12 protein-coding genes are annotated in these 12,429 nt (G+C 70.9%); 6 read left to right on the top strand and 6 right to left on the bottom strand.

Annotated elements, in window-relative coordinates:
* Window positions 1–116: 116 nt before the first annotated feature.
* Both ACFU5O_RS08905 and mptB read left to right on the top strand, forming a co-directional pair.
* Window positions 117–290: a CsbD family protein gene (locus ACFU5O_RS08905; RefSeq protein ID WP_384238186.1), complete on the top strand. Its 174-nt coding sequence runs from the start codon at window positions 117–119 to the stop codon at window positions 288–290.
* A gap of 340 nt (window positions 291–630) precedes the next feature.
* Window positions 631–2,100: a polyprenol phosphomannose-dependent alpha 1,6 mannosyltransferase MptB gene (gene mptB / locus ACFU5O_RS08900; RefSeq protein ID WP_384238184.1), complete on the top strand. Its 1,470-nt coding sequence runs from the start codon at window positions 631–633 to the stop codon at window positions 2,098–2,100.
* Window positions 2,101–2,124: 24 nt separating this feature from the next.
* On the opposite strand, the gene ACFU5O_RS08895 is transcribed toward mptB, so the two are convergent.
* Complete coding sequence (locus tag ACFU5O_RS08895) at window positions 2,125–2,631, bottom strand: DinB family protein (RefSeq protein WP_384238182.1); 507 nt, start codon at window positions 2,629–2,631, stop codon at window positions 2,125–2,127.
* Window positions 2,632–2,779: 148 nt separating this feature from the next.
* On the opposite strand from ACFU5O_RS08895, the gene ACFU5O_RS08890 reads away from it, so the two are divergent.
* The gene (locus tag ACFU5O_RS08890; RefSeq protein ID WP_384238180.1) at window positions 2,780–3,694 is read left to right on the top strand and encodes a serine protease; all 915 of its coding nucleotides are present in this window, start codon (window positions 2,780–2,782) and stop codon (window positions 3,692–3,694) included.
* Window positions 3,695–3,850: 156 nt separating this feature from the next.
* On the opposite strand, the gene ACFU5O_RS08885 is transcribed toward ACFU5O_RS08890, so the two are convergent.
* The 4 genes from ACFU5O_RS08885 to ACFU5O_RS08870 all read right to left on the bottom strand — a co-directional run bounded on the left by ACFU5O_RS08885 (window position 3,851) and on the right by ACFU5O_RS08870 (window position 8,280).
* Complete coding sequence (locus ACFU5O_RS08885) at window positions 3,851–4,528, bottom strand: hypothetical protein (RefSeq protein WP_384238179.1); 678 nt, start codon at window positions 4,526–4,528, stop codon at window positions 3,851–3,853.
* A gap of 36 nt (window positions 4,529–4,564) precedes the next feature.
* Window positions 4,565–5,122: a hypothetical protein gene (locus ACFU5O_RS08880; protein ID WP_384238177.1), complete on the bottom strand. Its 558-nt coding sequence runs from the start codon at window positions 5,120–5,122 to the stop codon at window positions 4,565–4,567.
* A 180-nt stretch (window positions 5,123–5,302) separates the two neighbouring features.
* Complete coding sequence (locus ACFU5O_RS08875; RefSeq protein WP_384238175.1) at window positions 5,303–6,922, bottom strand: amidohydrolase family protein; 1,620 nt, start codon at window positions 6,920–6,922, stop codon at window positions 5,303–5,305.
* Window positions 6,923–6,984: 62 nt separating this feature from the next.
* On the bottom strand, window positions 6,985–8,280 hold the full coding sequence (locus ACFU5O_RS08870) for an alanine racemase (protein ID WP_384238173.1): 1,296 nt from the start codon (window positions 8,278–8,280) through the stop codon (window positions 6,985–6,987).
* Window positions 8,281–8,458: 178 nt separating this feature from the next.
* Here ACFU5O_RS08870 and ACFU5O_RS08865 point away from each other — a divergent pair, with 178 nt between their 5' ends.
* From ACFU5O_RS08865 to ACFU5O_RS08855, 3 genes are all read left to right on the top strand, one after another.
* Complete coding sequence (locus tag ACFU5O_RS08865) at window positions 8,459–9,655, top strand: sugar kinase (RefSeq protein ID WP_384238925.1); 1,197 nt, start codon at window positions 8,459–8,461, stop codon at window positions 9,653–9,655.
* Window positions 9,652–10,404: an IclR family transcriptional regulator gene (locus ACFU5O_RS08860; protein WP_384238172.1), complete on the top strand. Its 753-nt coding sequence runs from the start codon at window positions 9,652–9,654 to the stop codon at window positions 10,402–10,404. Before ACFU5O_RS08865 ends, ACFU5O_RS08860 begins: the two co-directional genes overlap by 4 nt.
* A 74-nt stretch (window positions 10,405–10,478) precedes the next feature.
* Window positions 10,479–10,889 carry a RidA family protein gene (locus ACFU5O_RS08855; RefSeq protein WP_384238170.1) on the top strand — a complete coding sequence of 137 codons (411 nt, stop codon included), beginning with the start codon at window positions 10,479–10,481 and terminating at the stop codon, window positions 10,887–10,889.
* Between the two features lie 116 nt (window positions 10,890–11,005).
* Here ACFU5O_RS08855 and ACFU5O_RS08850 read toward each other — a convergent pair whose 3' ends face one another.
* On the bottom strand, window positions 11,006–12,358 hold the full coding sequence (locus ACFU5O_RS08850; RefSeq protein WP_384238168.1) for a M14 family metallopeptidase: 1,353 nt from the start codon (window positions 12,356–12,358) through the stop codon (window positions 11,006–11,008).
* Window positions 12,359–12,429 lie beyond the last annotated feature (71 nt).

The following is a 12,429-nucleotide window of genomic DNA, read 5'->3' as shown; positions in this document are numbered from 1 at the left end:
GTGCTGCATCTCGTGGCAGGGCTGCTCCGGCGCTTCCGGCGATTGCCCGTTTAATTGTCCGATCGAGGGCAACCCGCAGTGCGGACGTTGTTTCCGCCTCAAAGGGAGTGGTCGCCGTGTCGGCAAGCGAGAAGGCGAAGGCCAAGGCCGAACAGGGCAAGGGCAAGCTCAAGGAGGCCGTCGGCCGCGCAACGGGCAACGAGCGCGTGACCGCGGAGGGTCGGGCCGAGCAGACAAAGGGCGATGCCCGGCAGGCCAAGGAAAAGGGAAAGGACGCGTTCAAGCACTAGCTTGAATGCACACGTATTCGGTGGGGGCGCTCGCGCATCGGGCGTCCCCACCGATATGTCTCACCCGGTTTTCCGGCCGGCTCCTGCGGCGGCGCATTCCGAGTGCCGCGAACGCGGATCGGTGCGGACGGGATTCACCACGTCATTCCGCGGGTCCCGCGAACCGGCGTGCTGAGGCGCACCTGTCGGCGCGCGTCACCTACGTCGCCCGCGCGGTGCCCCCCTCCACGTCGCCCCCCGTCGCCCGCGCGGTGCCGCGCACCGGGGCGGCGCCGGGCCGAGAGGTAGGCTCGGCAATCCGTGCGGACCGGCGAGCCGGGTGGGGATGAACTGACTGCTCATGTGGATGCTGAGTGCGGCCGGGGCACGCCGGCTGGGGGCGACCGGGTCGCTCGCGATCGCCATGGGCGGGCTGGCCGCAGGGACGCTGCCCGCCCGTGACCCATGGGGTCTGTGGGTGCCGCGGGGCACCGTGACGACCACCGCCGCCTCCGTCCTCGCGTACGTCGGGCTGACACTGCTGGTCGTGGCCTGGTGGGCGTACAAGGAGCACCGCGTGCGCGACACCCTGGTCACCCTGGCCTGGTGGACAGCGCCCCTGCTGCTCGCGCCGCCGCTCTACAGCGCCGATGTGTACAGCTACATCGCCCAGGGCGCGATGGTCCTCGACGGCCATGACGTCTATGCGCACGGGCCGTCGGCGCTCGGCCCGGACTCGATCGGTGCCGACGCCGCGGCGAGCGTGGGCGGGAACTGGACCGACACCCCCGCGCCGTACGGGCCGGTGTTCCTCGTCCTGGCCAAGGGTGTGACCTGGGTGACGGGTGGGAGCATCGTGCCTGCCGTGATGCTGATGCGGCTGGTGGCCGTGGGCACGCTCGTCCTGATCGTCCGGGCCGTGCGGAGCCTGGCGGTGGAGTGCGGCGCCGACGAGAGCCGCGCGCTGTGGCTGGCGGCGCTCAATCCCCTCCTGCTGATGCATGTCGTGGGAGGCATGCACAACGACGGGCTGATGATCGGCCTCATGCTGACCGGTGTCGTCTGCGCCCTGCGCGGTCGGTGGGTGCTGGGCAGCGCGGTCGTCGCCCTCGCGGCGACGGTCAAGTCACCGGCCGCGCTCGCGCTGCTCTTCATCGGCGTGATCGTCGTCCGGGGGAGCCAGGGGCCCGTCATCGGACGCGCGGCGAAAGGGCTGCTCGGACCCGGTCTGATCGCCGCCGGGGTGGCGGCGGCGGCCACCGTGCTCAGCGGCACCGGCTTCGGCTGGCTGCGGACCCAGAGCGTCGCCGCGGCCATCCACACCCCGCTCTCTCTCGTGAGCGACCTCGGCCTCGCCGCCGGGCAATTGGCGCGCCTGGTCGCCGGCACGGACCCGACGGCGGTCAGGAGCGTGGCCCACAGCCTCGGACTGGCCGCCGCGCTCGCGGTCGTCGCCGTCCTGGCCGTCCGGTCTCTGCGCGGGCGGTCGCATCCCGTACGCGGTCTGGGGCTTTCCCTGCTGGCGCTGGTCGCGCTCTCGCCCATGGTCCAGCCCTGGTATCTGCTGTGGGGCACGGCGGTGCTCGCCGCGACCGTCGGCCGGCACGCCGCGTACGACAGGGTCGTGGCCGCCGTGACGGTCCTGTCCGCCGCCCTCGTGTACGAGACCCAGCCCTCGGGCCACACCCCGGCGTACGGCTTCGTACTCGGCGCCCTCGCGGCAGCGGCCGGGACGGTGGCGCTGCGCCGCTCGTCCAGGGCGGTGGACGGTTCACACGCGAGGATCTCCGCGCCGACGGCCGCGTCCGCGGGGGGCGCGCCGGTGCGCTAGGGAGACGGTCCGGTCCTTCGTCCCTCAGGCTCCCACCACCCCGTCGATCCCCTCCCGCAGGAAGTCCGCGTGCCCGTTGTGCCGCGCGTACTCGTGGATCAGGTGCAGCATCACGAACCGTAGCGACACATCCTCGCCCCACCTGGCGACGTGCCCGGTGACCTCGAGGGAATCCGCCTCCCGCTCGATCCGGCGCGCGTGCCCGACCTCCGCCTCCCAGGCGTCGAACGCCTCCGACCGCGTGGCATGCGTCGCGTCGTAGGCGACTTGGTAGTCGCTCTCGGCCGACCAGACGAACGCGATGTCCTCGCCCGCGATCACCCGGCGGAACCAGGTCCGTTCCACCTCCGCCATGTGCCGTACGAGTCCGAGCAACGAGAGCGTCGACGGGGGCATCGACCGGCGGCGCAGATCGTCGTCGGACAGTCCTTCGCATTTCATGGCGAGGGTCGCGCGGTGGTAGTCGAGGTAGGCGCGCAGCGTCTCGCGCTCGTTGCCGTGCAGGGGCGGGGGGACACGTGTATCCGTCATTGAGCCACCGTAAGGCCGAGCCGGGGAGCGCGAGGGGCGACAACTGGCCGAAAAGGACCGCTTGATGGGGCAAGCAGGGCCCTCGACAATGCGCATGACAAGTTCGGAGCCGCTCCGGACTGCTCACGTCGCAAGAGGGGACCCCCACATGAACAAGCCTCTCGTCGGCGCGCTCCTCGCACTCGCGCTCCTCGGAGCGGGAGCCGCGCCCGCGATCGCGTCCACGCCCACCGAAGACATCACCGCCGGCAGCAATGCGGCCGTCAAGAGCATCAAGGCTGCCAAGGCCGACAAGGCCGACAAGGCTGCCGCGGCCGTCACGTCGGTCCGGGCCGTCAACTTCGCCGGAACGGTCGCGCTCAGCAACTGTTCCGGGTCCGTGGTCCGTATGCCCGACTCGCAGCCGAACGACCCGGCCCTCGTGCTCTCCAACGGCCACTGCATCGAGAGCGGCTTCCCGGGCCCCGGCGAGGTCGTCGTCGACCAGCCCTCCAGGCGCTCCTTCAGCCTCCTCAACTCCTCGGGCAGCAGAGTCGCCACGCTCCGGGCCGGCAAGATCGCATACGCGACGATGACCGACACCGACATCTCGCTGTACGAACTCACGACCACCTACGCGCAGATCCAGAGCCGGTACGGCATCAAGGCGCTGGAGCTGAACGCGGCCCACCCGGTCAAGGGCACGGCCATCAAGGTGGTCTCCGGCTACTGGAAGCGCATCTACAGCTGCAACGTCGACGGGTTCGCGTACCGCCTGAAGGAAGGCGCGTGGACCTGGAAGGACTCGGTCCGCTACACCTCCACCTGCAACGTCATCGGCGGTACGTCCGGCTCGCCCGTCATCGACGACGCCACCGGCAAGGTCGTCGCCGTGAACAACACCGGGAACGAGGACGGCGGACGCTGCACGGACAACAATCCCTGCGAGGTCGACGAGAACGGCAATGTGACCGTTCGCCAGGGCATCAACTACGCCCAGCAGACGTACATCGTCGTCCCGTGCGTCGGAATCGGCAACAAGATCGACCTCGGTCGCCCGGGCTGCACACTGCCCAAGCCCTGAGGCGAGCGGCGCGGAAGCCGGTGAGGCCCCGCGCCCGACGGGGCCCGCACCTGTGAGGCCCCGCACCGGCAAGGCCCTGGGCGCCGACTTCCGTCGGTGCCCAGGGCCTCGGCCGCGCCTGCTGCCCGCCCACGGCGGCTGCGGCGCCGCCCGGACTCAGCCGGAGACGGCCGGTGCGCTGAGGGCGAAGACGTCCTCGGCGCTGTTCAGCTCCGGGGCCGGAGAGGTCTTCGACTGCGCGCTCTTCCCGGACTTCGCCGGGGTCGCGGTCCGTGTGCCTTCCGCGAGCTCCTCCGCGGCTTCGGGATCGCGCGGGGTCTGCAGAACACCGTCCTTGGCGCTGACGACACACTTGGCCGCGGAGGCGCAGCTGTAGACCGGACCGTCCGGGCCCTGGTACCAGGACGTGAGGTAGAAGACGTACTTGCCCTTGGGCAGATCGGCGACGATGTCGTTCAGCTCGGTCCCCGGCGCCCGCGTGAACTCGACGACGGCGCCGGTCACACCCGGCTTGCTCGACTTCTCGACGCGGATGTCGATGTTGGACGTACGGTTCGGCGGCTTGCCCGCCTCGGTGTAGTCCTTGCCCTCACGGGCGCCCCCGACAGTGCCGAGGACGACCAGCTCAGAGCGGCTCGCGAGGTCCGGAATGCTCGTCGGCGGGTCCACCTCGGAGGCCGCGGCAGTGGCGTGCGTGTCCCAGAACCCGCCGGAAGCGGACCTGGCGGGGGCGTCGTCGGACTCCGGGCCGGAACCGCAGCCCGTCGTGGCCAGCAGGACGGCAAGGGTGGCGGCACCGGCGGCGGCCGGTGCGAGGCGCATGCGATGGCTCATCAGTTGCTCACTCTCCTCTTGTTCTGTATGCCCTGCTCAGTAATGGCCGTTGATGTGATTCTTGTCGTGCGTCGAGTAGTAGGTGTGGTCGGGGTTGCCACGCAGGCAGGAACGATTCGCCGATGAGTAGCTGCTGTTCTTGCCGCTGTTGTGGCCGAGGCCGACGCTGTGCCCGATCTCGTGGCAGCTCAGGGACTTGAGGTTCGAGTGCGGCTGCCTGTTGTTGAACACGATCGTGTGCTGGTCGCAGACCTCCGAGCCGCTGCGGACCCGCTTGATGCAGGTGGTCCAGGCGTAGGCGTTCTTCTGGTCACCGGTCGGGTTCCAGGTGGCGTAGGCCCACACATCCACCTTGTTGTTGTAGGTCCGGTCGACCTTCGTCGTCATGTCGGTCGGACCGGCCAGCGACTTGGTGCGCGCCCAGTCCATGCCCGAGCGCTGGGCCGACGACAGGTCGTCGTCGTAGAAGAAGCTGTGATCCTTGTTGTCGGCGTAGCCCGGCCCGAAGGAGTTGGCCGACGCCGGCTGCGCGGTGAGGAACAGCGATGCTGCCGTCGCGCCGAGCGCGGCGAGCATACGTATGCCCTGTCTCATGGATCTTCCCCGTTTCCCCGTAGTTGCTCACGTCACGAGGGGAGCGGATGCATCAGGCGTCCACGCCGTCCATGTGGATGCGCACGACCTCGTACGCCCCGTTCCCCCCGGCTGTCCCACAGCTTATACAAGGCAACTGACAATGCCCTCGGGGGTTTTGGGGACGCGGTGCCGCGACGGTCACCGGCCCTTGCGGCGGACGGAACGACCCGCGAGGACGTCCGTGCGGCGGCCGTCCTCGATCACGAAACGACCGTCTATCAGGACGTGCGGAATGCCCGTCGGAAGCTTCCGCGGCGTCTCGAACGTCGAACCCGCCGCGACCGTCGCGGGGTCGAAGAGCACCAGATCCGCCCGGTAGCCCTCGCGCACATGCCCCCGGTCGGGGAGGCGCAGCCTGGCCGCCGGGCGGGAGGTGAGGTGGGCGACGGCCTCCTCGAGGGAGAGGACGCCGAGCTCGCGTGCGTAGTGGCCGAGAAAGCGTGGGAACGTCCCGTACGCGCGCGGGTGCGGCTTGCTGCCCTGGAGGATGCCGTCAGAGCCGCCCGTGTGGGCCCGGTGGCGCATGATCGCGCGGACGTTCTCCTCATGGCCGACGTGCTGGAGGATCGTGGAGCAGAGCCGGTCGGCGACGAGGAGACGGCGGGCGGTGGTCCACGGCGTCTCACCGCGCTCGGCGGCGATCCGCAGGACGGTCCTGCCGACGAAGGACGCGAGCCCGGGGTCGGCGACGCCCGAGATCTCGATCGTGTCCCAGTCGACGGGCACGCCGTGGCAGCCGTCGGAGCCGGTGACCTCCAGATGGTGGCGGATCCTCTCCGCTGTCCCGTCGTCGTGCAGCCGCGCCAGCACCGCCTCTGGCCCGCCCTCGCCGGCCCAGCCGGGCAGCAGCGCGGCGAGCGTGGTGCTTCCGGGGGTGTACGGGTAGGTGTCGAGGGAGACGTCGGCCCCCGCGTCGATCGCCTCGTCGAGCAGGGCGAGCAGCTCGGGCGCGCGGCCCTCGTTCACGCCGAAGTTCATGGTGGCGTGGGCGAGATGCAGCGCACAGCCCGCCTCACGGGCGAGGCGCACCATCTCCTCGTACGCCTCCAGGGCGGCAGCACCGTAGGAGCGGTGGTGCGGGCAGTAGTAGCCGTCGTAACGTGCGACCACCCGGCACAGTTCGGTGAGTTCGGCGTCGTCCGCGTACATTCCCGGGGTGTAGGTGAGCCCGGACGACATACCGACCGCGCCCTGCTCCATGCCCTCGGCCACGAGCTGTTTCATGTGCCGCGTCTCAGGGTGTGTGGCCGGCCGGTCGTCCCAGCCGACCGCGTACATCCGCACCGTCCCCTGCGGGACGAGATACGCCGCGTTGACGGCGATGCCCCGGCCGCCGAAGTTGCCGTCCAGCCGGTCCAGGTACTCGCCGACCGTCCGCCAGTCGAAGTCGACGGAGGTGTCCTCTGGGCCACCGCCGTTCCAGCCGGTGACGGCCCGGCGGACGGCGTCGAGCGTGCGGTCGTCGACGGGCGCGTACGACAGCCCGTCCTGGCCGAGCACTTCGAGGGTCACGCCCTGGGCGGCCTTGGCGCTGTGATCTGGGTCCCTGAGCAGTGCGAGGTCGCTGTGCGCGTGCATGTCGATGAAGCCCGGGGAGAGGGCGAGGCCGTCGGCGTCCAGTACGCGCCGGCCCGAGGGACGCCCCCTGCCTTCACGGTGGATCGCCGCGATACGGCCGTCGGCGACGGCCACGTCCGCGCGGTAGGAGGCACCGCCGGTGCCGTCGACGACCCGTGCGTCGCGGATGACGAGGTCCATCCCAGGGCTCCCGCAGCCGGTCTCAGAGGTTTCCGGACGCCTCCGTAGGCTTTCTGAGGCTTCTAGAAGAACGTGCGGATGTAGTCGGACACCGTGCCGTCCGCCTCCACCAGCGGGATCAGCTGCCACTTGTCGAACGACGTGCACGGATGCGACAGGCCCATGCCGAGCCAGTCGCCGACCTCCAGATCCGCCCCTTCCTCCGTGCGGATCCAGGCGTGCTGGTCGGACAGGCCGGTGACCGTGATTCCGGTGGCCGGGCGGACGTCGCCGGTGCGGGCGTCCCGCACGACCTGGGCCTCGGGAAGGTCGAGGTCGTAGGCGGCGTCGCGCTTGCCCGCGTTGCCGAACGCCTGCTCCGGGGTCGGGCGCGAGACGACCTGCGCCCAGAGCCGGAACGCCGGTTCCAGGGCGCCCTCCTGCGGGACCCGGTTGAAGGGGGTGAGGTGCTTGTAGTGACCGTCGTCGTGCGAGACATAGGCACCGGAACGCAGCAGCTTCAGCACCGGCAGCGACAACTCCGGGATGTCCGCGAAGACTTCGGCGACGGTGTCGAACCAGGCGCTGCCGCCCGCGCTGACGATGATCTCCTCGGCGCCGGCGAAACGGCCCTCCTTGTCGAAGGCGGCGGCGATCGACACAAGACGGTGCAGCCAGTCCCGTACCCGCTCGGCGGTGGCTTCCGGCACCTCGCCCTCGTAGCCCGCGACACCGGTCAGGCGCAGGGTGCGGGTGGCGGCGACCGCATCGGCGACGGCGGTGCAGTCGGCGTCGGTACGGGCGCCGGTACGGGCACCCTCGCCGGCACCGAGCTCGACGACGACCTCCACGGGGCGGGTGGCGCCGGCCGCGGAGAGGGCCTCGTCCATCAGCTCGACACCGCGGACCGAGTCGACGTAGCAGACGAAGCGGAAGTCCGGGTCGCTCTCCAGCTCGGCGGCGAGCAGACGCAGGGCGGCTGCGTCCACCAGCTCGTTCGCGAGGAAGATCCGCCGGATGCCGTACGCGCGGTAGACGCGGACCTGGTGGGGGACGGCGGCGGTGATGCCCCATGCGCCGCGCTCCAGCTGACGGGCGAACAGCTGCGGCGACATGGAGGTCTTGCCGTGCGGCGCGAAGGCGAGGCCGTGACGCTCGGCGTACGTCTCGAGGAGGGCGAGGTTGTGCTCCAGCGACTCCGCGGACAGGGCGAGCACCGGGGTGGTGAAGCCCCCGGTGAACAGGTTGCGGCGCTGGGCAGCCAGCTCGCCGACCGTCAGGCCCTCGGCGTCCGGGGGAAGCCCCTTGAAGCGGTGGTCGACGCGCTCGTCCGCGAGCCGGGTGAGCTGCTCGGCGGCGACGGCGTTGTCGGCGGGCATGGAGACCTCCTCGTGGTGTTGCGGTGGGTGCAACGGTCGTTGCAAGCACCGCTCGGCGCTGTCTAACATCCGAGCCGACGCCGGGTCAACGGGCCACAGGACCAGCGAGGAGCGCCAGGTGACCGGAACAGCGGCGGAGGCGGACGGCGTCGTGGACGTCGTCTGCCTCGGCGAGTCCATGGTCACGTTCGTGCCGTCGCGACCGGGACGCCTCGCCGACGTCCCCTCCTTCGCCCGCACCATCGGCGGCGCGGAGTCGAACGTCGCGTGCGCGCTGGCGGCGGCCGGACACCGCGTGAAGTGGGTCAGCCGGGTCGGCGCCGACGGCTTCGGCGACCATCTGGTCGCCGCGGTCGCCGCGTACGGCGTCGACACCACCGCCGTACGCCGCGACCCCGCCCGCCCCACCGGTATCTACTTCCGTACCGCCACCGAGCGCACCGCCGACGCCCACGAGGTCCTCTACTTCCGGGCCGGTTCCGCCGCCTCCGCCATGTCCCCGGAAACCGTCCCCGCCGAGGACCTCGCCGGGGCGCGTGTCCTGCATCTCTCCGGCATCACGGCGGCACTGTCCCCCGGCTGCCTCTCCCTGATGCGCGCCCTGACCCGCCGCCACCCGGGGCGACCCCTGGTCTCCTTCGACGTCAACCACCGCCCGGGGCTTGCGCACCACGACCCCGTCGTCCTCCTGGAACTCGCACGGGGCGCGGACCTCGTGTTCGTCGGTGAGGACGAGGCGGAGGAGGCATGGGGACTGCGCGGCCCCGCCGCGATCCGGGACGCGTTGCCGGAGCCGGACGTACTGGTGGTGAAGCAGGGGGCACGGGGGGCGACGATGTACGACCGGGCTGCGGGGGCACGGGCCCGGGAGGGCGCGAGGCGGCCGGTACGGGAGGACGTGGGGCGGCCGGTACGGGAGGACGTGAGGCGCCCGGTACGGGAGGACGTGAGGCGCCCGGTACGGGACGGCGTGGAGGGGCGCGGCGGGGACGGTGCGGTGCCCTGGGCCCGGGACGGTGCGGTGCCCTGTGCCCGGGACCGTGCGGCGACCGCGGCGACCGCGGAGACCACGGAGACCGTGACGTTCGTACCCGCCCCCCGCGTCGACGTCCTCGCCCCGGTCGGTGCCGGGGACGCGTTCGCCGCCGGGTTCCTGTCCGCCACGCTGCGCGGACTGGACGCCCGCACGCGCCTGAGGCACGGCCATCTCGGGGCAGCCGCCGCCCTCACCGTCCCCGGCGACCTCGGCGTCCCTCCCGCCACCGCGCACGCCGACCGTCTTGCCGTCATGGACGAGGACGCCTGGGGGACACTTCACCTCCGTCCCGGCTGGACCGCGGCAGTGCGCGCCACGGAGGAGGTACGTACGTCATGAGCCAGACCGTCGACCGCGCCCTGAGCATCCTGCCGCTCCTCGCGCGAGGTCCCGCGGACCTCGGACAGGTCGCCGGCAGCCTCGGCGTCCACAAGTCCACCGCCCTGCGCCTCCTCCGCACGCTCCACGAGCACGGCCTCGTCCACCGTCAGCAGGACCAGCGCTACCGCCTCGGCGCCCGTCTCTTCGCCCTCGCCCAGGAGGCCGTCGAGAACCTCGACATCCGGGAGATCGCCCACCCCCACCTCGTCGCCCTCAACGAACAGTGCGGCCACACCGTCCACCTCGCCGTCCACGAGGAGAACGAGGTCCTCTACATCGACAAGGTCGAGAGCCGCTACCCGGTCCGTATGTACTCCCGGATCGGCAAGCCCGTCGCGATCACCGTGGCGGCCGTGGCGAAACTGCTGCTCGCCGACCTGCCGGAGCCCGAGCGCAGGGCGGTTGCATCGAGGCTCGACTACCCCAGGTACACGGCCCGTTCGACCCCGGACGCCACCGCGTTCCTCAAGGAGCTGGCGGCCGTACGCGAACAGGGCTGGGCCGGAGACCTCGGTGGCCACGAGGAGTCCATCAACTGCGTCGCGGCCCCCATCCGTGGTGCGGACGGCCGCGCGGTCGCCGCCATGTCGGTCTCGGCCCCGAACGTGGTGGTCACGGCCGATGAACTCCTTGCGCTGCTCCCGCTGGTGCGCCGCACCGCCGACGCGATCAGCCGGGAGTACTCCGGCGCCACCCCCGATCGGTAGCCCGCCCGGGGTCCGCCCAGGATGCGTAGCCGCCCCCGATCAACAGAAGACCGGCTCACAGAAGGACGTACCGCATGACCGAGAAGACGGCGATCACCCCCGCCACCCACACCGCCCCGCCCGCCAGGTTCTCCCACGGCGTCCGCAAGGGCAACATCCTCCAGGTCGCCGGCCAGGTCGGCTTCCTGCCGGCCGTCGAGGGCCGTCCCCCCGTCCCGGCCGGGCCGACCCTGCGCGAGCAGACCCTCCGGACTCTCGCCAACGTCAGGGCGGTGCTGGAAGAGGGCGGCGCGAGCTGGGACGACGTGATGATGGTTCGCGTCTACCTCACGGACACGGACCACTTCGCCGAGATGAACGAGATCTACAACGCGTACCTCGAGGAGCAGGGCCTCAAGGAGGCCCCCGCCGCCCGCACGACCGTCTACGTCGGTCTCCCCGACGGCCTGCTCATCGAGATCGACGCCCTCGCGGTCCTGGGATAGCCGGGCCCGTCCCACGGCGTCCTGAATACGGCGGATCCCCCGTCATGGCACCGACGGTTCCGGCGTCATGACGGGGGACGTGGGCCAGGGGGAGCGTCAGCCGTACGCCGTCGGTGTCAGGCGGCGCAGTACTGCTGCTCCTTGCCGATCGACCGGTACATGCAGTCCGCGTTCTCCAGGAGCTGCAGCACCGCGTCGCGGTTGCGGCTCGTCTCGCGCTCGATCACCTCGTCGGGCGGGTAGAAACCGCCACCGCCGAAGCCCGTCGGGTACATCTCGAAGGTGTATGCGAAGATCTTCTGGTTGCCCCACAGCCAGTCGTCGATCGAACCGTCCGTGATGTACAGGTCGCTCGACTGTTCGGGCGTGTAGCCGTTGCTGGCGGCCATCTTCTGGCCGACGGCGGCGAAGGCGTTGCGGTCGTCCTGGGTCATGCCCGGGGCGGTGTTGGCCGTCGTGTAGCCGTACGGCCACAGGACGAGCTCGCTGTAGGTGTGGAAGTCGATGCCTGCCTTGATCTGCTGCTTCCCGCCGACGACACGGGAGCGTACGAAGTCGGCGACCACCTTCACCTCGGGAGCCGACTCGGCGGACGCCCCGCGGTAGGTCTCCGAGCCCTTGGAGCTCGAAGACCCTCCGCAGCAGCCCCACTTGAAGTCCCAGTTGCGGTTCATGTCCGTGCCGACGTACGACGAACCGGAGTTGGGCTGCCGGTTCTTGCGCCAGCTGCGGTAGGAGCCGGTGGCGATGTCGTACTCGCCGCCGTCCGGGTTCAGGTCCGGCACGATCCAGATCTCGCGGCCGTTGACGGCGTTGGTGACGCGGGAGTCGCTTCCGTAGTCGTCGCCGAGCTCGCGCAGCAGATAGAGCGCCATCTCGACGGTGAGGTGCTCGCGGGCGTGCTGGTGGTGGGTGAAGAGGATCTCGGGCTCGTTCTCGTCCGTGCCCACGTTGTCGCTCACCTTGATGGCGATGATGTCGCGGCCCTGGTACGACTTGCCGATCACCCGTTTGCTCATGATGTCCGGGTGCGCGGCGATGCGCTGGTTGATCTCCGCGTTCATCTCGGCGTAGTTGTGGTACTTCGCGTCAGCGGACGGGAAGTCGAACGGCTGCGCGGTGGTGCCCGCCGTCCTGCGGCTGGGAGGTGCCGGCAGGCGTTCGAGCACATGACCGAGAGCGCGGAGCTGCCTCGCCTGGGCGGCGTTGGCGCTGACGACGATCGCGTGTTCGTCGACCTCGTCGATCGAGACGCCGGTCGCGGCGACGGCGGTGCGCTCGGCGACGGTTGACGGGCCGTGGATCTCGTACTGGCGGATCTGCTCCCGGGTCTCGGCGGTGGCCGATGCGGAGGGGTCGGGAGAGGGGGAGGGGGCGGCGGTCGCCGTGATCGGGACCGCCACGGCGATCGCGAGCACGGTCGCGAGGGCTGCGGACCTTCTGCCGCTGCCTCGGATACGAAGTCGCATGCTGTCTCCTGGGTAGGGAGTGTGGGGGTGGCTCAGTGCGACGTGTGCGGGTGTGCCGGTGGCGCGGTGTG

Origin of the sequence: Streptomyces sp. NPDC057445 (assembly GCF_042802855.1) — a bacterium.
GTDB lineage: Bacteria > Actinomycetota > Actinomycetes > Streptomycetales > Streptomycetaceae > Streptomyces.
Note: the sequence above shows the minus strand (reverse complement) of the source record. Positions and strands in the feature narration are given on the sequence as shown.